Source organism: Beijerinckia indica subsp. indica ATCC 9039 (assembly GCF_000019845.1).
GTDB lineage: Bacteria > Pseudomonadota > Alphaproteobacteria > Rhizobiales > Beijerinckiaceae > Beijerinckia > Beijerinckia indica.
Window position 1 is genome coordinate 3,697,087 of sequence record NC_010581.1, and the last position, 19,079, is coordinate 3,716,165.

Annotated in this window: 15 protein-coding genes; 6 read left to right on the plus strand and 9 right to left on the minus strand. The window is 55.0% G+C overall.

All coding sequences use genetic code 11. The features are described 5' to 3' along the window. Positions 1 to 2: 2 nt before the first annotated feature. The 3 genes from BIND_RS20285 to secA all read right to left on the minus strand — a co-directional run bounded on the left by BIND_RS20285 (position 3) and on the right by secA (position 5,940). On the minus strand, positions 3 to 1,373 hold the full coding sequence (locus BIND_RS20285; protein WP_012386160.1) for a hypothetical protein: 1,371 nt from the start codon (positions 1,371 to 1,373) through the stop codon (positions 3 to 5). Continuing rightward, on the minus strand, positions 1,370 to 2,752 hold the full coding sequence (locus tag BIND_RS16510; protein ID WP_012386161.1) for a tetratricopeptide repeat protein: 1,383 nt from the start codon (positions 2,750 to 2,752) through the stop codon (positions 1,370 to 1,372). The genes BIND_RS20285 and BIND_RS16510 overlap by 4 nt, the downstream gene beginning before the upstream one ends. 317 nt (positions 2,753 to 3,069) lie before the next feature. Further along, a complete protein-coding gene (gene secA / locus BIND_RS16515; RefSeq protein WP_012386162.1) occupies positions 3,070 to 5,940 on the minus strand; it encodes a preprotein translocase subunit SecA in 2,871 nt (956 codons plus the stop codon). 585 nt (positions 5,941 to 6,525) lie between these two features. On the opposite strand from secA, the gene BIND_RS16520 reads away from it, so the two are divergent. From BIND_RS16520 to BIND_RS16530, 3 genes are all read left to right on the plus strand, one after another. After that, positions 6,526 to 7,425, plus strand: a complete 900-nt coding sequence (locus tag BIND_RS16520; RefSeq protein WP_012386163.1) for a peptidylprolyl isomerase — start codon at positions 6,526 to 6,528, stop codon at positions 7,423 to 7,425. 498 nt (positions 7,426 to 7,923) lie between these two features. Continuing rightward, entirely contained in the window at positions 7,924 to 9,411 is a 1,488-nt protein-coding gene (locus BIND_RS16525) for a hypothetical protein (RefSeq protein ID WP_012386164.1), read from the plus strand. Positions 9,412 to 9,545: 134 nt separating this feature from the next. Beyond that, on the plus strand, positions 9,546 to 9,926 hold the full coding sequence (locus tag BIND_RS16530; protein WP_012386165.1) for a DUF488 domain-containing protein: 381 nt from the start codon (positions 9,546 to 9,548) through the stop codon (positions 9,924 to 9,926). A gap of 34 nt (positions 9,927 to 9,960) precedes the next feature. Here BIND_RS16530 and BIND_RS16535 read toward each other — a convergent pair whose 3' ends face one another. After that, on the minus strand, positions 9,961 to 12,030 hold the full coding sequence (locus tag BIND_RS16535; RefSeq protein ID WP_012386166.1) for a M3 family metallopeptidase: 2,070 nt from the start codon (positions 12,028 to 12,030) through the stop codon (positions 9,961 to 9,963). A gap of 59 nt (positions 12,031 to 12,089) precedes the next feature. On the opposite strand from BIND_RS16535, the gene BIND_RS16540 reads away from it, so the two are divergent. The 3 genes from BIND_RS16540 to ureG all read left to right on the plus strand — a co-directional run bounded on the left by BIND_RS16540 (position 12,090) and on the right by ureG (position 14,115). Then, positions 12,090 to 12,656 (plus strand): urease accessory protein UreE, encoded by a 567-nt coding sequence (locus tag BIND_RS16540; protein WP_244395908.1) that lies wholly within the window; start codon positions 12,090 to 12,092, stop codon positions 12,654 to 12,656. Then, positions 12,580 to 13,335: an urease accessory protein UreF gene (locus BIND_RS16545; protein WP_158304399.1), complete on the plus strand. Its 756-nt coding sequence runs from the start codon at positions 12,580 to 12,582 to the stop codon at positions 13,333 to 13,335. The genes BIND_RS16540 and BIND_RS16545 overlap by 77 nt, the downstream gene beginning before the upstream one ends. Positions 13,336 to 13,449: 114 nt before the next feature. After that, positions 13,450 to 14,115 carry an urease accessory protein UreG gene (gene ureG, locus BIND_RS16550; protein ID WP_012386169.1) on the plus strand — a complete coding sequence of 222 codons (666 nt, stop codon included), beginning with the start codon at positions 13,450 to 13,452 and terminating at the stop codon, positions 14,113 to 14,115. A gap of 159 nt (positions 14,116 to 14,274) precedes the next feature. Here ureG and BIND_RS16555 read toward each other — a convergent pair whose 3' ends face one another. From BIND_RS16555 to BIND_RS16575, 5 genes are all read right to left on the minus strand, one after another. Further along, entirely contained in the window at positions 14,275 to 14,589 is a 315-nt protein-coding gene (locus BIND_RS16555) for a hypothetical protein (protein ID WP_012386170.1), read from the minus strand. Between the two features lie 104 nt (positions 14,590 to 14,693). Next, positions 14,694 to 15,074, minus strand: coding sequence for a COG4315 family predicted lipoprotein (locus BIND_RS16560; protein WP_012386171.1), 381 nt, complete (start codon positions 15,072 to 15,074; stop codon positions 14,694 to 14,696). Between the two features lie 52 nt (positions 15,075 to 15,126). Continuing rightward, positions 15,127 to 16,116, minus strand: a complete 990-nt coding sequence (egtD, locus tag BIND_RS16565; RefSeq protein WP_012386172.1) for an L-histidine N(alpha)-methyltransferase — start codon at positions 16,114 to 16,116, stop codon at positions 15,127 to 15,129. A gap of 2 nt (positions 16,117 to 16,118) precedes the next feature. Continuing rightward, a complete protein-coding gene (egtB, locus tag BIND_RS16570; RefSeq protein WP_012386173.1) occupies positions 16,119 to 17,432 on the minus strand; it encodes an ergothioneine biosynthesis protein EgtB in 1,314 nt (437 codons plus the stop codon). 162 nt (positions 17,433 to 17,594) lie between these two features. Further along, complete coding sequence (locus BIND_RS16575) at positions 17,595 to 18,995, minus strand: cytochrome b6 (protein WP_012386174.1); 1,401 nt, start codon at positions 18,993 to 18,995, stop codon at positions 17,595 to 17,597. Between the last annotated feature and the right edge of the window lie 84 nt (positions 18,996 to 19,079).

Genomic DNA, 19,079 nt, shown 5'->3' on the forward strand with positions numbered 1-19,079 from the left:
TATTAAAAGTCATGCGTAGAAGAAGCAGCCCCAGTATGCGCAGGGACTGCGGAGCCCGATCCTTTATAACGCTTTTTAGGGTCTGCTGAGGACGAGACAGGTACGGCGCCCTGCCCATTCATACGCTTTTCTATTGTTTGCATCATAGCAGCAGCCTGAACACTATCTACAGACCATTTGGGGGTCCACGCCATTGCCACGACCTGCATTTTGGCATTGGACCATGGATGTGTTCCCCGCCAGGAGGCGACTTCAGCAACTCCTGCCAGTTTCATGTCCTGAGAACGCGCCTTGACGTTATTGATGAACGCGCTTGTATCGAATGAACTGCTTTCCCCATTCGTATATTCCCTGCGTTCAAAACGCTCGTTTTCCTCCGAATTCGCTTCGACTTTTTCTCCGACGAAACGCTGTATTGCAGCAAGAGCTTCAAGGCCAGCTCGCCTTTTGTCCACACTCATCATAGAAGATTGCGGGGCAACTCCGAAGCCTACAACAACATGTTCTCCCATTTCATCAGTGAAAACACGGGCTCCCATCGTGTAAGCGAGCCAATTTGGGTTTTCGTCGGCGAATGCAGCGAATTGTTCTGAAAGACTATGCTGTGGTGGCTCAGGTGACAATTTGAGACTGGGATTCCAAATCGCTTCAGCGATCTTCGCTAATTTCGGGCTCCAGATCAGGCCTACAAGAACCGAATATTTCCCGCCTTCTGAAGTGCTTTGGCCTTCGCACTGAGCAACGGTAAATGCTCCAGCGGCATAGAGCTCTGAGTGGGCAGCGATATCCTCTTGAAGCTTTGCTTGAAGCTTAACGACGGCTTCTCTTTTTTGCTGCGTCGAGGCTGCATTATTCCAATCGGGAGCATATTTGGAAATCTCGTTATCTAGTACTTTACCAGCGAGGACCTGCGTTTTTTCGGCTATCGACAACTGCTTTACAGTATTCTCTAACGCGGGTGCGGCATCATCGCCACCAAACATACGCTGGGCCACACTTCGATCAGATTTGATTTCCGATGCCATTGTGCCAGCGAGCTGTGCCCGCGCATTCAATTCCGCAGTTTCGAAGGCGAGCTTACGCGCGGTGAGCCAACTTGCCGCTTCTAGTTCCTGGTTTATCGATTCCTGGCTATAAGATAAAAGAACCAGATGACCGCTGCGCTCATTTTTTCCCTCTTTCAAGCCTTCCTGATTTTTCCATTTTTCCCAACAAGCTTCCACAGAAGGTTGAACATCTTTGGTTGCACCCGATATATCGGGCTTCTGAAGGACGCTCATGTCGATGTCCTGCTCTTGCGCAAAGGACAATGCCGTCGGCATGAGGCAAAAATTGGCTGATAGTGATAACACTGCAAAGATCTTCTGTATCACCGCCGTACCCCTCCAAGAACACCGCCTATAATTCCCATAACAGCTTGAGCATTTCGTAAATCTTGTTGCTGCTGTTGTTCCAGTTGTCGTTGTGCCGCGAGCACGGATTCAATAGCTCTTTTTGCGTCTTCATTGCCCAAGGCCGCCGCCTTTTGAAATAGGCTCAAGGCTTCGTTAGGGTAATTTTCTTGAATCCGTCCTTGCTGCATAAACGTTGCAAGGCTGACCATCGCATCGGTATCTCCTAATTCCGCTCCGCGCCGGAAGGAATTTGCCGCGCCTTGCAAGTTATTGAGCCCCAATCTGCGATCCAAAAGCCCCCATCCATAATTGTCAAACGCTGCTCTGTAATGTTGATCGCAAAGAACCTTAAAGAATGCGAGTGATCTTTTGGGATCTGTAACACTGTAGGCGCGCGCAAGCTGATATCTCAATCGCCGGTCCGAAGGCTCGATTGCAATTGCCGCTTCGCAGCTTTCGATCGCATCTGACACAGATGCTTTCAAATTGTCATAGGAAATGCCTGGCAAATTTCTGGGCTTATCAGGATCATTCGGATTGGCGGCGTATTTGTCGCAATTTTCTCGCGCGTGTTCGATCAAATCCGCATGCTTCTGTGCCGCAATTCGTTCTTTTTCGTCATCAAGAGCCTTTTGAACCGCAGCGCGCTTGACCTCATTGACCCGGGCTATTTCTTCTTGTTTTCTGCGTTCCTGAAATACTCGCCATTCTTTCAAAGTTTTCGCGGAAATCGGTCTCAGTACAGCACCAGTATTAGGGTCATACCCTTGATTGTCGTAAAAGGAAAAGCTTCCGTCTTCCTGTCGGGAATACCAGATCTGCGGCTGACCGGAAGCCGGATTAAACCACGATACATTTGATGATGGATCAACAGCTTTCGGCGGGTGTTGAAGCCGCTCTTCTTGCTCTTTCTCAGCCTTCCGAACAGATGCCGACTTTGGTACACAAACTTTTACTTCAGCATCCAATGTAAATATCCGCTCATCAGATGCTTGCAATTGATTCTCACTAATAATGCTCACTTTAGCTAGGCCATCAAGATAAGCCTTTTCAGCATCCTGAAATTTTTCTTCAATATCATCATTATGTATTTGAGTATTCCGTTCACGATTGGAGTGAACCTCATACCCGATGACCTCAGCAAGGCCTTGCTTAATAATCTCTCGAGTGGCCTTAGCACGAATTTCTTCGATATTATCATTTTGCTTAAAAACAATACTGTATTTTTTTTCGACTTTCTCTATGCGGCTACAATCTTTATCTTCGAAGGCAAAAACGGTATCAGTGAACCAAATTGTATACGTAAAAACCGCAAAGATATTGCACAATAAAATTCGTGCTTTGGTCAATGAAAACATTATCCTTTCTCCTCAGCCCTAAAATTGCCTTAAATAACGGCTCAGGTCAAGGAAGCCGCGCTCGCATGGTCTTTCGGCGGAGAAAAAGCGGACGCGAGTTTTATCCAGTACTGAATTTTGAGAAAAAAGAGCACACTTGCCTTTCAGTGAAGAAAGGCAGTCGATAAGTTAAAAACTCTGGGCACCAAGTGTAGACATTCAGTACGACTGATCAATCATATACTCTTATCACCCAGTTTGGGGCGTGTGGTGGAGCACTCACGGCGAGCATACAGATCAGGGCCCAAGGACTGTAATTCCTCGGGCCTTCGTCTCCCTCAACTGATCATGCCGTGACAATGTTTGTATTTCTTGCCCGAACCACAGGGGCAAGGCTCGTTGCGCCCGACACGGCCCCAGGATTTCGGATCGTCCGCGTTGCGTTCCAAAGTCGGGATGGTGGGTTCGGCGGCGACCAAGACGTCGCGGCCGTTGAACGCTTCCACACCCTGTTGCGGCATGAAGCTCACGGCGGTCTGGCCGGTCTCCGTCGGTCCCTCCAGCGCGAGCGAGGCGGCGAGCGGCGGAACGGCGGGAACGGGATCGAAGGGCGCCGCAGCCGCGAGTGTTTCGAACGGCGATTGATCCGCGGATGGCGCGAAAGCCACTTCGACACGGCTCAATTGGGCGGTTGTCGTTTCACGCAATTGCGTAATCAATTCATCAAAGAGCGCGAAAGCTTCCGACTTATACTCATTCAGCGGATCGCGCTGGGCAAGGCCACGCCAGCCGATGACCTGACGCAAATGATCGAGCGTCACAAGATGTTCGCGCCATAGATGATCGAGCACCTGCAACACGACTTGTTTCTCGATATAGCGCATAAGGTCCGGGCCGTTGCGCTCGGCCCGCTCAGCATAAGCTGTCTCGGCTGCCTGTTGCAGCCTTTCATGCATCGCCTCGTCGGTAATGCCTTCTTCCTTCGCCCAATCGGCCAGCGGCAGAGCGAGATTGAGAGCGGTTTCGAGACCCTGCGTCAGTCCCTCGATATCCCAAGCCTCTGGATAGGCGTCATGGGGCACGAATTTGCCCACGAGATCATCGACAACGCCGGTACGCATGTCGTGGATCATTTCTTCGAGCGAGTCCTGCCCCATCATTTCGCGGCGCTGCTCGAACACGACTTTGCGCTGATCGTTCATTACATTATCATATTTCAAGATGTTCTTGCGCATCTCGAAATTACGCGCCTCGACTTTCTGCTGCGCCTTCTCCAAAGCCTTGTTGATCCAGGGATGGACGATCGCTTCATCTTCCTTGAGGCCTAGTTTCAAGAGCATGGATTCCATGCGGTCGGAGCCGAAGATCCGCATGAGATCGTCCTTGAGGGACAGGAAGAATTTCGAGCGGCCAGGATCACCCTGGCGGCCGGAACGGCCACGCAACTGATTGTCGATACGCCGGCTTTCATGGCGTTCCGTGCCGATAATATAGAGACCACCGGCGGCAATGGCCTGATCGCGGAAGCTATCGACTTCAGCGCGGATCTCGGCTTCCTTGGCATCGCGATCGGGGCCCGGCGGCAGGCTCGCGCATTCCTGTTCGACACGCATGTCGACATTGCCACCAAGTTTGATATCAGTGCCGCGACCGGCCATGTTTGTGGCAATGGTGATGGCACCCGGCACGCCGGCCTCGGCAACGATATAGGCTTCCTGTTCATGGAAGCGCGCATTCAGAACGGCAAACAGTTTCGACGGCTTGCCGGAGCGCGCCGCGGCATAGAGCTTCTGCAGCGCCTTGGGCTCGGAGAAGTCGATCTGCTTATAGCCTTGTTGCAGCATGAAGGCCGCAAGCTGTTCCGATTTCTCGATCGATGTCGTTCCGACGAGCATGGGCTGGAGCGTCTGGCCCGCAGCCTCGATCTCACGGGTAATGGCCCGCAATTTCTCCTCGCCGGAGCGATAGACTTCATCATCTTCGTCGTGGCGCCGCACCGGATTGTTGGTCGGGATCGAAACCACTTCGAGACGATAGATTTCGGCGAATTCATCGGCCTCGGTCGCGGCCGTGCCGGTCATGCCCGCCAGCTTCTTGTAGAGACGGAAATAGTTCTGGAACGTAATGGAAGCGAGCGTCACATTTTCCGGCTGCACCTGCACATGTTCCTTGGCCTCGAGGGCCTGGTGCAACCCTTCGGAATAGCGCCGTCCCGGCATCATGCGGCCGGTGAATTCGTCAATGATGACGATCTCCCCGTTGCGCTCGATGTAATCCTTGTCGCGCTGAAACAATTTATGCGCGCGCAAGGCCTGGTTCACATGATGCACCAAAGTGACATTGACGGCATCATAGAGTGAGCCGTCATGCAAGGCGCCGATCTCGCGCAGAAGCTCTTCGATATGTTCGTTGCCGGCTTCCGTCAGATTGGTCGAGCGCTGCTTTTCATCGAGCTCGAAATCCTCATCATTCAATTTCGGGATGAGCGTATCGACGAGATTGTAGAGATCGGATTTATCGTCCGAGGGGCCGGAAATGATCAAAGGCGTGCGGGCTTCATCGATCAGGATCGAATCCACCTCATCGACGATAGCGAAAGCATGGCCGCGCTGAACCATATGGCTCAGCTCATATTTCATATTGTCGCGCAGATAATCGAAGCCGAATTCATTATTGGTGCCATAGGTGATATCGGCGGCATAGGCTTCACGGCGCTGAGCATCGTCGAGCCCATGCACGATAATGCCGGTGGAAAGGCCGAGGAAGCGATAGACCTGCCCCATCCATTCGGCGTCGCGGCGAGCGAGATAATCATTGACCGTGACGACATGCACGCCCTGCCCTGCCAGGGCGTTGAGATAAGTGGCGAGCGTGGCGACCAGCGTCTTGCCCTCGCCCGTCCGCATTTCGGCAATGCCACCTTCGTGCAGGACCATGCCGCCGATGAGCTGAACATCGAAATGCCGCTGGCCCAGTACCCGGCGCGCGGCCTCCCGCACTGTGGCGAAGGCCGGCACGATGAGATCATCGAGAGTCTTGCCCTCTGCCAATTGGGCGCGGAGCGTGATGGTCTGCGCGGCGAGCTCCTCATCGGAGAGTTTCTGGATCTCTGGTTCGAGAGCGTTGATCGCAGCAACTTTGGGGCGATATCCCTTCAAACGACGATCGTTCGCCGTTCCGAAAATTTTTTTCGCCAGGGTAGCCCACATTATCGAGAAACCTTGTCTGTTGGGCTCGACCGAACGCCATGCCGGGAGCCACAGGAAAACCCAAAAGTGCGGCATAATGGCCGCTTCCCGCATAGTCGGCCACGAGGACTCGGCTGCGGGCTCGCAACGTGATCACGCGCCAAAAAGGTCTGAAACCTTTTTAATCCCATGACGATTTGCGTCCATGAAGATTTGCGCCAAGACGATCGCGGTTCCTGGCGGGAATGCGAGATCGGGCCGGCGCCCATCAGCAGACCTTGACCAGCTTGCCTAACGTGAACCGAACCGCCTGGCCTTCCACCTCCCTCGCGCGGCCCGCGCTCCAGCTAAGCTCCGATGAAGACGGCAAGATGAACCTTTTAAGACCAACCGTATTATTCAGAACACACCTTCTCCCAATAGACATGGGGAAAAAGCCTCCGCGAGAGATAAGATTGGGATACAGCCTTGTCAAATCCACAAGAGCATGCACTTTCTCGTTTCGTGCCGGGAATCGCCCCTGAGCGCCACCTTGGCCCATTTAAGCCCGATTCGGCGTGCAGGACGACGCCGATCTCGGAACGATCTCTCCGCCGGAGCCCACGAATGTCCATGACGAAAGTTTCCCGCCCTGCCATGTTGGGGCTGACCTTGGCCTTGGGGCTTGGGGCCTTGGGGCTCGACCTGCCTTACGTGGCTCTGTCCACCCCCGCCGCGGCAAAGGTCCTGGCCAAAGTCAATGGCAAGGAAATTACTGACGAAGATCTCAAATATGCGACCGAGGATCTGGCCTCCAGCCTGCCGCCGCAACTGGAAGGCAAGGCGCGCGACAGCTATCTCCTCGATTATCTGATCGATGCGGAGCTTGTGGCGCAAAAGGCCCAGGCCGAGAAATTGGACAAGACCACCGATTTCAACAACCGCCTCGCCTATTTCCGGGAAAAGCTTCTGATGGAGGTCCTCCTCTCACAGGTCGCCAAGGGCGCCGTGACCGAGGAAGCGCTGAAAACCGCCTATGACGAAGCCGCCAAGGCCCAAAAGCCCGAACAGGAAATCCATGCACGGCATATTCTCGTCGCCACCGACGACGATGCCAAGGCCGTGCTGAAACGCCTGAAGGCCGGCGAGGATTTCGCCAAGGTCGCCAAGGAAGTTTCGAAAGACCCGAGCGCCGACGGCGGCGATCTCGGCTGGTTCACCAAGGACCGGATGGTGCCCGAATTCGCCGATGCCGCGTTCAAGCTCGATGAAAACCAGCTTTCCGAACCGGTCAAGAGCCAGTTCGGGTGGCATATCATCCAGGTCCTCGGCAAACGCCAAAAAACCTTCCCTCCCTATGATCAAGTCAGGGAGCAGGTCGCTCGTTTCGTGATCCAGCGCGCGCAAGGGGAATTGGTGGCGCAATTGCGCAAGGCCGCCAAGATCGAGAAGACAGAACCCGAGACCCCGGAAGCGGCTCCCGACGCCGCCAAGCCGGCGCCCGGCAAAGCCCCGGCGAAAAAATAGCGCGAAAAAATACCGACTGAGTGAAAACTCCTTTTGTAAACGCCGGGCATTCTGTCCGGCGTTTACATTTCCGGCCATCGATCCCCGTTATTCTGTCGCGCCATTGTCGTTTCGTGTTTCGATACGCAACACTACGCTACAGCCAACGCTCCATGATTCGCGGGCAGCGACAGTGCCAGCCTGGAATAAAGTTCTTTTTTCGCTTTGTTGAGATGTGTCGCAGCAAGAATAACGTAAAGAGAACGAATCCCAGTAAAAGACAGTCTCGTCACACGTCATTCTTTTGAAATACCGACGATTCATACTTGTACTTCTGCAGCTTCTCCAAAGAGCTGGCTAGCAACAGAATCAATTTCCATTTACCTTTTTTCCAAACCTTCCCGTTCTTTCGAGGCGGGTGGATAGAAAATCATCCGCCATGGCAAGCTCCTTGCCCAGGTCCAGCGCGCATAACAAAGCCAATAAAGGCGCTCCATCATAACAAGGGGGGACGGAGCCATGCGTTACAGGGCAATCAAGAAATTATCCCTGGCTAGGCAATGCGGGTTCATCGGTACGCTTCTGGGTTTTGCCTTGTTGACGGCTGGGACCGCCAGCGCCGATACGACGGACATTCTGCTCAATCAGCTCAAGGCCAAAGGGATTCTCACCAAGGAGGAATATCGGAAACTGAAGGAGCGGCATGCCGCGGAAGTCGCGGCCCAGCACCAAAAACAGCATCAAATCGTCACGGCCCGCCGCGCGGTTCCGGCGGAGACAGCCGCGACGGACGATCGCTTTGTCACCCGCCTCGACCGCGGGATCGGCGTCAGGATCGGTTCGGTTGATGTCACCATTGCGGGTGACGCGACCTTCTTCGCGACGGAAGTCTTCAATCCTCATCACGGCCCGCAGATTGACGGATCCTTGATGAACACCGCCGCCAATAACAGCTTTTCCCTTCGCGGTGGCCTGCCGCCGAGCGCGTTCATCACCAATCTCGCAACGACCCAGGAGGGCATGGACATTGGCTTCACACTCGGCCTCTATATCGGCGGCACGAATGTGAATGTCGGCCTGCTCAACGCCAATAGCCCCGGTATTACCGCCGCTCTCGGCACACCGGGCATTGATGTCCGCCAGATTTATGGCACGATCGGCACGCCAGATTTCGGCACGGTCAAGATTGGCCGCGACCTCGGCCTCTTCGGCGGCGATGCCATTTTCAATGACGACACGATTTTTGGCGCGGGCATCCCTTATTTCAATGGCGCGCCGCGCAATACGACGCTCGGCCGTATCGGCTATGGCTATATTTATGCCGATTATCTGCCGCAGGTCACCTATACATCGCCGAACATCAACGGCTTCACCGCCACGATCGGCGCCTTCTCTCCGCTCTCGACCTTCAGTTTCGCAGGCGCTCCCACCGGCTCCTCGGGGTCCTTGACCGCGCATGATCAGCCGATGTTCCAAGGGCGCCTGAAATATGTCGGCAATGTCACCGAAGGCGTCAAAATGACGGCCTGGGTCAGCGCGCTTACGCAGCAGCATCGCGCCGAGGTCGGCGATGCCGTCAATCTTACGCCTGGCACCAATGTGCGTTCCGTCGCCACCGATATGGGTGTACGGTTCGATATCGACAGGGTCAGTTTCTCTGGCTCGGCCTATTACGGCGTCGGTGTCGGCAATGCCGCTTTGTTCTTTGACGGCGTGACCTATAACGGCGTCAAACGCAAATCCTATGGCGGCTATGCGCAGGCAAGCTACAAAGTGCTGGACAAGCTGAAGATCGGGGCCAGTTACGGCATTAGCCTCCTAGAGGGTGTCTATGGAGATCCAGGAACACTCATCCGCTCCAGCGATGCCTATGTGGGCTTCGCCCGCTATCAATTGACCGATTGGGTGTCTCTGGAAGCGGAATATATCCATACGACATCGCGTAACCAGTTCTATCAGAGGCTCGACAATAACGCGCTCGTTCTCGGCTCGGCCATCGTGTTCTGAGCCACCCGGCGCATTCATTTAAGGATCGCGCAAGGATCGTGGGGGCTGGATTGGAGTGCAACCAAATCCAGCCCATCTGGCTTATCAATGCTATAGGTGCTTTCGATTGTCCGGTTCACCTTGGGGGCTCAACCATGGCTTCAAGGAACGAATTACAGATCAAACGCGTCTACGAGCCTGCCGATGATGACGATGGGGCGCGCGTTTTGATCGATCGCGTATGGCCCCGGGGTGTAACGAAACAGGCTGCCGCCTTGAGCCTTTGGTTGAAAGAAATTGCGCCAAGCGCTGCTTTGCGCAAATGGTTTGGTCACGACCCCACGCGGTTTCAAGAATTCCAACGCCGCTATCGCGCCGAGCTCGATCACAACGAAATCGCCGTCAGCCACGTGCGGGATCTATTGAAGAAAGGCCGTGTGACGCTCCTCTATGGAGCGCATGACATGACGCACAACAATGCCATTGTCCTGAGGGACTACATCGGCGAACAGGAACATAGCCCCTTGAAAGGCTAACGTTTTTAGGGGCTATGTCCTAGAAACGTGCCGTTCAAGCCTGCGCGTTGGCCGTATCGAGAAGACCACGCTTGCGCAAAAGTGCTGCCGGCTCCGGCGCGCGGCCACGGAAGCCGGCATAGGCTGTTTCCGGGTCCCGGCTATATCCTGCCGAATAGACATGATCATGCAGCCTTTTGGCGAGTTCAGGATCAAAAATATCACCCTTTTCCTCGAAGGCGTCGAAACCATCGGCATCGAGAATTTCTGACCAGAGATAGCTGTAATAACCGGCTGAATAGCCATCGCCCGTAAAGATGTGCTGGAAGTGCGGCGTGCGGTGGCGCATGCCGATCGCCTCCGGCATGCCGAGCTTGGCCAATGTTTCGGCTTCAAAGGAGATAATATCGATCTCCTCCTCGCCAGCCTTGAGGTGCAGGTCGAGATCGACCAAAGCCGAGGCCGTATATTCAACCGTCGCAAAGCCCTGGTTGAACTGCCGCGCCGCCAGAATTTTCTGCAGCAAGGCCTCCGGCATGGGTTCGCCGGTCTCATAATGCACCGCGAAGCGCCGCAGAATTTCCGGCTGTTCCAGCCAATGTTCATAGAGCTGAGACGGGAATTCGACGAAATCGCGCGCGACGCTAGTCCCGGAGATCAACGGATAGGTCACATCCGACAACATGCCATGCAGGGCATGGCCGAATTCATGAAACAGAGTCCGCGCATCGTCGAAACTGAGCAGGCAGGCTTCCCCTTCCCCGCCGCGTGCGAAATTCAGCACATTGACGACAATCGGCAGGACCGTGCCATCAAGCTTCTGCTGTTCCCTATAGAGGCTCATCCAGGCGCCGCTGTGCTTCGAGGGCCGGGCGAAATAATCACCGATGAATAAGGCAATCTCGGCACCATCACGGCTCACTGTCCAGGCGCGCGCATCCTTGTGATAAAGGGGGATGTCGAAACGCTCGGTGAATGTGAGGCCGAACAATTTTTCGGCCGCGTGGAAGGCCGCTTCGACCAGCTTTCCAAGCTGGAGATAGGGCTTGGTCTCCCCCTCGTCGAGATCATATTCGGCCTTGCGCTGTTTCTCGGCATAATAGCGCCAATCCCACGCCGCAATCTCGAAATTGCCGCCTTCGCTCGCGGCCAGAGCACGCAAAGCCGCTTGCTCCTTCAAGGCGCGGGCCCGCGCAGGCTCCCAGACGGATTGCAACAGATCGCGCGCCGCCTTGGGTGTCTTGGCCATCGTATCGGCCAATTTGAAATGGGCGAAAGTCTCATAGCCCAAAAGTTTCGCCCGCTCCGCGCGTAGCTTCACCATTTCAGCGGCAATGGCGCGATTATCGCTCGCTCCGCCGTTCTCACCCCGCATGGCCCAGGCGCGGAAAGCCTGCTCGCGCAGATCGCGCCGCGCGGAAAATTGCAGGAAAGGCTCGATGGACGAACGCGCAAGGGTGATCACATATTTGCCGGGCAGGCCGAGTTCAGCGGCCGTGCCGGCGGCCGCGGCAATAAGGGAAGGCGGCAGGCCCGCAAGATCCTCCGGGGTTTCCAGAACGAGCCGATAAGCTTTTTCATCCGCCAGGACATTCTGGCTGAACTGCGTGCCAAGCGTTGCTAGCCGTTCGGCGATGGCCGCGAGCCGCGCCTTGGCCTCTTGCGGCAGACCGCCGCCATTGCGGCTGAAAGCAATATGATAGCGCTCCAGAACGCGCGCCTGTTCCGCATCGAGGCCGAGCTTTTCACCCTGCTCTCGCAAGCTCTCGATCCTGCGGAATAAATCCTCATTCAGATAAGTCGCGCTGCGATGGCGGGACAAAAGCGGCGCAATGTCGCGCTCGACTTCCTCAAGGGCGTCGTTGGTATCAGCGCCAGCCAGATTGAAGAACGTCAATGAAACGCGGGTCAAATCCTCTCCGGCGCGTTCCAAGGCTGCGATCGTGTTTTCGAACGTCGGTTCTTCGGGATTGGCGGCAATGGCGTCGATTTCGGCGCGCGCTCTCACAAAAGCCTCGGTAAAGGCCGGCATGAAATGATCTGGCTTCAGACGATCGAAAGGAGGCGCCGCAAAAGGCCCAGTCCAGGCGGCCAGCAAGGGATTGTTTTCGGTCGTCGCGTCCATAATCGTTCTCCTCAGCCACAAGAGGCAATTTATGGACCGCTGGACGATTTGTCATCCCCATGGTGAATGGTCTAAAAGAGCCGGGAATCGAATGGGGAGAGACCATGCTGCGCGCCTCCTCCGTCCTGCCACGTGGCAGTTGGCACGAGCCCGCCGCTGATGTCGTCGTACTGGATTATGATGCACGTCATCGCCGCCGTATCCGTATGCGCGGTGTGCGGGGCCTGGATTTTTTGCTCGATCTGGAAAACGCTTTGATGCTGCGCCATGGCGATGCCGTGAAGCTGGACGATGGCCGCCTCATCGAAATCGTCGCCGCGCCGGAACATCTTGTCGAAATCACCTGTCCCGATGCGGCCAAGCTTGCAAAGATCGCGTGGCACCTTGGCAACCGGCATCTGCCGGTGGAATTCGCCGGCACGAAGCTGCGCATCCGCTATGATCCCGTCATTGCGTCCATGCTGAAAAACTTCTCGGCTCGCCTGCGCGAAATCGAGGCGCCCTTCGAACCGGAAGGCGGCGCCTATGCTGGTTCGGGACAAGATCATCATGATCATAGCCACGGTGAGCACACTCAAGGCGAACACACCCACGACGAGGCGGCGGAGCCTCATCACCATGGGTGACACCCAGCCGTCCCTCCTGCCCCTCTTCGTCTGGCTCTCACCGGCGTTTCCTGTCGGCGGCTTTGCTTATTCGCATGGGCTCGAATGGGCCGTGGAAACCAGAGCGATCCACGATGCCGCAAGCCTCGCCCGCTGGATCGAACCTTGGTTCAAGCAGGGAGTATTGCGCAATGAGGCGATCCTTTTGAGCCTCGGTTGGCGGGCGGCCATGGCGCGTGATCCTCATGGCTTTAGCGCCCTCAACGCCCTGGCGCTCGCCTTGAGCTCCAGCCAAGAACTCCATCTCGAAACCAGCCAGCAAGGCAGTGCTTTCATCGCGGCGGCCCGGGCTGCCTGGCCTTTCGCCGATCTCACCTTGTTTGACGATTGCCTTGAAGAGGAGATCGCCTATCCCCTGGCGCTTGGCCTTTTCGCTGCCGGGCACAAGATCGCAGCCAATGTGCTGATTGCGGCCTTTGTGCTCGCCTTTTGCGGCAATCTCGTCGCCGCCGTGCAAAAGCTCGGCATTATCGGGCAAGCCGACGCGCAAACCCTGCTCGCCCATTGGCGAGGCAAAGCCGAGGCTCTGGCGATTTTCGCTGAGACAGCGCAAGAGGCTGATCTTGGCACCTGTTCCTATTTCGCCGATATCGCCTCGATGCGCCACGAAACGCAATATTCCCGCCTGTTTCGTTCTTGAGAGCATCGCGTTTCGTTCAAACGCATGAACGAGCTTATAAGCTATTATAATTACGCGAAATTGACCCTAAAAGAACTATCCCCTTTCAGGTTTGATGCTTGAGAAAGACCGAACATGACGAACGCTTCCCTTTCGCCTCAGCTTTCCCCGCATGGACCGCTTCGGGTTGGCATTGGCGGTCCCGTGGGCAGTGGCAAAACAGCTTTGATGGAACAGCTCTGCACAAGGTTTCGGAGTCATTATGACCTCGTTGCAATCACCAATGATATTTACACCAAAGAGGATGCGCGCATCCTAACCTCGACGGGAGCTCTCGACGCCGAACGTATACTCGGCGTCGAGACCGGCGGCTGTCCACATACGGCGATCCGAGAGGACGCTTCGATCAATCTCGCGGCGATCGCCAGTATGCGGCGGCGCTTTCCAAAGCTTGATCTCATTCTCATCGAATCCGGGGGCGATAATCTTGCCGCGACCTTCTCACCCGATCTCGCCGATCTCACTCTTTATGTCATCGATGTCGCCGGGGGCGAAAAGATTCCGCGCAAAGGCGGGCCTGGCATTACACGTTCGGATCTCTTGATCATCAACAAGATCGACCTCGCCGATCACGTCGGCGCTTCCCTTGCGGTGATGGAAAAGGATGCAAGGACGATGCGTGGCGATAAGCCTTTCGTTTTCACCAATATGAAGACGGGAGAGGGCATGGATGTGGTGACGCATTTTATCGAACAGCAGGGAGGCCTTGTGGCATCCTTTTCTCCCGAACATCACGATTAGAGCCCGCCTGGGGAGTGGGCTCTTTAGGAAGAGTCCCTCATCGCGGATTACCCGTGGCGCTATCGCTCGGCTGGGCGATAGCGCCTTTAAAAAGCATCGAACCCAAAGGAATATCCTTTCTGGGTTCGATGCCATGATCCTCCTCGCCATCAAGGATCACTACGAAGCCCGTTGCTCGGCATTCCGCTTTCGCGTCGCGGCCGCCTTTTTGGCGGAGGCTGAACGCTCGGCAGCCGAGCGCGAGGCTGAGGCTTCACCGCCCTTCGTGCCCCCTTTATGCGCCGCCGGATGACCCGTCTCGACACCACGGCCAGAACCTGATTTCTTGCCGCCCGCATCATCCTTGTTCACGGTCGCCCAGGCGCGCCGTTCCGCTTCTTTTTCCGGAACACCACGCTCTTCATAACTTTCCTCAATATGCTGGGCCTTGCGTTCCTGCTTGTCTGTATATTTCGATTTGTCGCCGCGCGGCATGGGAAGTCTCCTTCTGTCAGCTCCCCCGAAACGAGTGACCCCTCTCATTTCATGCTATGCACTTTATGGCTTGCTCCGATTCCATGATGTTTGCGCCTCAAACATCATGGCTTTGCGAGATGCCAAACATTACCTTCGGCCCCATCGCCCTTGGTTTCTCCGGGGCCATCCTTCATCCAAGTATAGAGCGGCCGCCCTCTATAGGCCCATTGCTTCGAACCATCCTCGCGCGCAATCAAGGACCAGTCGCCAGACGCGTGTGCTTTATTATCCGCCAGATAAGGTGGCCAAAGGGCTGCGCACCCCTTGGTGCAATTGGATCGCCCCTCTCCTATATGATCGCCATCATACACATAAAGTGTCTTGCCATCGGGTGTGTGCAAGACTGACCCCATCAGATCTCCTTCCGGTATAGCCGGCTGCGAATGGAGGAGTGTCGGCGCCAGCATGACAAATGCACTCACTGCGACACGGGATATCATCATGGCCTACCCCATCATTAGGAATCCGCATTATCTCTTGCAATGAACAAGTCAGTCATTTCATTGGCCTGTCGCTGTCCGTGACTCTCAAGACATGAACACTGAAGAGATCATCCTCATCTGTCCATGCCGCGATTTTTTCATAACCTGCAGCCTTAACGAGACGAATGAAATCGCTGATGGTATATTTGTAAGAATTTTCCGTGTGGATCTTTTCGCCAGGGAGAAAGTCGAAACGATACCCATTCAGTTTGACACTTTGCCGGACCAAACTGACGAGATACATTTCGACCCGGCTTGCAGCCGCATTCCATTGCGCCTCATGCTTGAACGCCGAGACGTTGAAATTCATATACAATTCCCTATTGGCGCGGCGCAGCAAATTGAGATTGAATGCCGCCGTCGCTCCTTCCCGATCATCGTAAGCCGCTTCCAGAATGTTCTTGTCTTTTGGAAGATCGACACCAACGATCATTAATGAACCGGGCCCCAAGAGCCGAGCACTCCGGCGAAAAAAGTCCTGCATTTCAGAGGGCATGAAATTGCCGATGGTCGAACCGGGGAAAAAACCGACAAGCCTGCCTGCTTTCTTGTTCTGCTGCCAGGGAATGGTGAAGGATCGCGTATAATCCGCGCAAACCGGCATGATGGGCAAGTTCGGAAAGTCCTCGGCGAGAGCTTCCGCCGCCCTTAAAAGATGCGTCCGAGAAATATCGATCGGGACATAAGCGGAAGGGTCGGACAAAGCGTTCAACAGCCGTCTGACCTTGATGCCGGCACCAGAGCCAAACTCGACCAGGCGAGCACCCGGCCCCGCGAATTCAGCAATGTCTGGAGCATGGCGCGCGAGTATGGCGCATTCGGTCCGTGTCAGATAATAGGCCGGCACTTCACAGATGCGGTCAAACAAAATGGAGCCTTCCGTGTCATAGAAGAATTTACACGGCAAGGTTTTCGGTACGCTCGTTAGACCTTCGATCACTTCATCCCGAAAATCCGCGACACTCGGTTCGAGATCTTGAAGTTTGCGCAGGGAGCGAAACATGGTTATCGATCCTTCGCGAGACGGAAACCAGAAAATTGCCAGCGCGCCTGCGGTGGAAAAAAGTTGCGATAGGTAATTCTGTCATGGCCCACAGGGGTCGCGCAGGATCTTCCCCGCAAGACCATCTGATTGATCATGAATTTGCCGTTATATTCCCCAAGCGCCCCGGCTTCCGCATGGTAGCCTGGATAGGGAGCATAAGCGCTTGCGGTCCACTCCCAGACATCCTGGCGGATTGCTTTTTGCCGCGAAGACGTCAATGACGCGGGGTGAAAATGTTGAGAATGCGTATGTTCATGGTCAGAGTGGAAACGCCTGGCCGCCACTTCCCATTCGTGTTCCCTTGGCAGACGGCATCCAGCCCAGAGCGCATAGGCCGCAGCCTCGAAATAACTGACATGGCACACGGGCTCGTCGTCCCTCACGTCTTGCATCCCATGTAAAGTAAAGACTTGCCATGCCGAGCCCTCGCGGCGCCAATAAGCCGGCGCGTCCCAATGTTCCGCCTGAACAATTGCCCAGCCGTCGGAGAGCCAGAATTCCGGCCGTTCATAACCGCCATCGTCCATGAAGGCGCGATATTCGCCATTGCTGACCGGACGATCGGCGAGCGCATAATCCTCCAAAAAGACTGTATGCCTTGGCATTTCATTGTCGAAGGCAAAGCCTTTTTCAGAAGCATCGTGGCCGATTGGGTAGAGACCGCTTTTGATAGGCCACCAATCGATTTTCGGCGGAAGGGTTACATTGGGCGGAGAGGGCGCGGCTTTATAAATCGGAAATAGCGGCGAGCGGGAAAAGGCATGTTTGATATCGGTCAGAAGCAATTCCTGATGCTGCTGCTCATGATTGAGGCCCAGAATGATCAAGTCCAGGATCGGCCGATCCGCCGTTTCCAGGAGACATTCCATGGCTCGATCGACATGAACACGATAGTCGGCCACGCGATCCATTCCAGGACGACTCAAAAGGCCACGCGAAGGACGTGGATGGCGAGGCCCGATGGCTTCGTAATAGGAATTGAAGAGATAATTAAAAGCCGGATCGAAAACAGAATAGCCCTGTAAGAAGGGTTCGAGGATAAAGGTTTCGAAAAACCATGTTGTATGCGCGCGGTGCCATTTGGTGGGGCTGGCATCAGGCATCGACTGGATGGTTTGATCCTCAGCCGAAAGTGGCGCGGCAAGTCTCTCGGTTTCCGCGCGTATGGATCGATAAAGATCGGTGATCCGCTTGCTTTGCGGCCTCTTCTTCAGAGAGCCTTGCGGAAAAGGCAGATCACCCTCATCGAGGAAAAAAGTCGCATTGCTTTTCATCTTGGTGGTTTCCCGATCCACCGCGAGGTAACGGGAAAACCTGATATTGGTTGCCAATAACAGATCGAACACACGGTCAATAAACAGTTCATTTATTCTATAAACTGTATGCTTTCAGCGGTGCCGGGATGGATCCGGCTAAAACGGATCCATCCCTTGTGATCAAAGCGTTTTCAAGAAAAGGACGAGATCCTGCTTTTCCGCACTCGTCAGTTTGGTGCCGAGAACCAGGTTGAAGAATTCGACACTATCCTCGAGAGTCAGCAAACGCCCGTCATGCAGATAGGGCGGCGAATCCTTGATCCCGCGCAGCGGGAAGGTCTTGATCGGCCCATCGGCACTGGCCATGATCCCATTGATCAACACCGGCTTATAGAACCGCTCCGCCTTCAAATTATGCATGAGATTGTCGGTATAATAGGGCGCCGTGTGGCAAGTACCGCATTGTCCCTTGCCGAAGAAAATCTCCTGGCCGCGAAGCTCAGCCGGCGTCGCCTTGGCGGGATCGAGCTTTCCGAAAAGATCGAGCTTTGGCGCTGGCGGAAAATCCAGCAATTCCTGAAATTCCGCCATGAAATGGACCTGACTGCCGCGCTCCAGAATATTGACGCCCTTTTTCGTCGCGATCACCGGATCGCCGTCGAAATAAGCCCCCCTCTGCTCGAATTCCGTGAAATCCTCGACCGTCTTCAAGGCGCGCTGCGAGCCGAATAAACGTTGGATGTTCACGCCCCGCAGCGAGGGCGTATCGATCCGGTGACGAAATTCCTGCGGTCTGATATCGCCAACAAGATGCGTTCCCGCATTGGTATGACCATTGGCATGACAATCGAAACAAGCCACACCCCGGCTGATCTTCTCCGAGCGGCGATCCTCCGTCTGATTGAATTGCTGCTGCGGGAAGGGTGTCAACAGCAAGCGCAGCCCTTCCAATTGTTTCGGATTGAGGAGACCGTTGAAGAGTTCGTAATAATTGGCAATGGTGACGAGCTTGCCCTTGGATACGTCTCCAAGGTCTGGGCGGGTCGTCAGAAAAATCGGTGCGGGGAAGACAGGCAGGAAGTGATCGGGCAAATCATAATCGAGATCGAAGCGGGTGAGATCGCGGTCTTCCTGTTTCTTGACCTCATCAATCATGAATTTGGGAAAGACCATACCGCCTTCTGAATGGTTTGGATGCGGCAGCGGATAAAAGCCCTTAGGAAAGAGATTTTTGTCCTGGATTTCAGACGGCGTCATGGCCGCGAGCTTGTCCCAATCCGTGCCCGCCGGCAATTTCACACGCACGCCCTCCTGCAAGGGCTTGCCACCCGTCATTTTGTCATTCTGTGAAGGCCGGTTGCTCAAGTCATACCGTTCCTTAAGCAGATCATCATGCTGCTTGGCGATATCGGGCTTGGCCGCTTTCATGCGGGCCATGATCGATGAAAAAGATTCCTTGATATCGACAGGCATATAACTTGTGACGCCCTGGCTCGCCTGCTGGGCGAGCGCCACGCTGACAGCGAACAAGAAAACCACGCCCAAAAGCGCGGCATAATGCGTATGTCTCATAGATTTCATGATTGTGTCTTTCTCAAAATCTATCGACAAGGGTATCGATTAGCTTGGACAGCTTGGCTGTCCTCGTGGGCAAATGCACCAGGC

Coding starts and splice junctions, on each gene's coding strand:
- BIND_RS16575 (WP_012386174.1), bottom strand. CDS start 18,995: ATGAAATCTATGAGACATACGCATTATGCCGCGCTTTTGGGCGTGGTT.
- BIND_RS16560 (WP_012386171.1), bottom strand. CDS start 15,074: ATGATGATATCCCGTGTCGCAGTGAGTGCATTTGTCATGCTGGCGCCG.
- BIND_RS16525 (WP_012386164.1), top strand. CDS start 7,924: ATGCGTTACAGGGCAATCAAGAAATTATCCCTGGCTAGGCAATGCGGG.
- secA (WP_012386162.1), bottom strand. CDS start 5,940: ATGTGGGCTACCCTGGCGAAAAAAATTTTCGGAACGGCGAACGATCGT.
- BIND_RS16540 (WP_244395908.1), top strand. CDS start 12,090: ATGGTGAATGGTCTAAAAGAGCCGGGAATCGAATGGGGAGAGACCATG.
- BIND_RS16510 (WP_012386161.1), bottom strand. CDS start 2,752: ATGTTTTCATTGACCAAAGCACGAATTTTATTGTGCAATATCTTTGCG.
- BIND_RS16530 (WP_012386165.1), top strand. CDS start 9,546: ATGGCTTCAAGGAACGAATTACAGATCAAACGCGTCTACGAGCCTGCC.
- egtB (WP_012386173.1), bottom strand. CDS start 17,432: ATGAAAAGCAATGCGACTTTTTTCCTCGATGAGGGTGATCTGCCTTTT.
- BIND_RS16555 (WP_012386170.1), bottom strand. CDS start 14,589: ATGCCGCGCGGCGACAAATCGAAATATACAGACAAGCAGGAACGCAAG.
- ureG (WP_012386169.1), top strand. CDS start 13,450: ATGACGAACGCTTCCCTTTCGCCTCAGCTTTCCCCGCATGGACCGCTT.
- BIND_RS16545 (WP_158304399.1), top strand. CDS start 12,580: ATGATCATAGCCACGGTGAGCACACTCAAGGCGAACACACCCACGACG.
- BIND_RS16520 (WP_012386163.1), top strand. CDS start 6,526: ATGTCCATGACGAAAGTTTCCCGCCCTGCCATGTTGGGGCTGACCTTG.
- egtD (WP_012386172.1), bottom strand. CDS start 16,116: ATGTTTCGCTCCCTGCGCAAACTTCAAGATCTCGAACCGAGTGTCGCG.
- BIND_RS16535 (WP_012386166.1), bottom strand. CDS start 12,030: ATGGACGCGACGACCGAAAACAATCCCTTGCTGGCCGCCTGGACTGGG.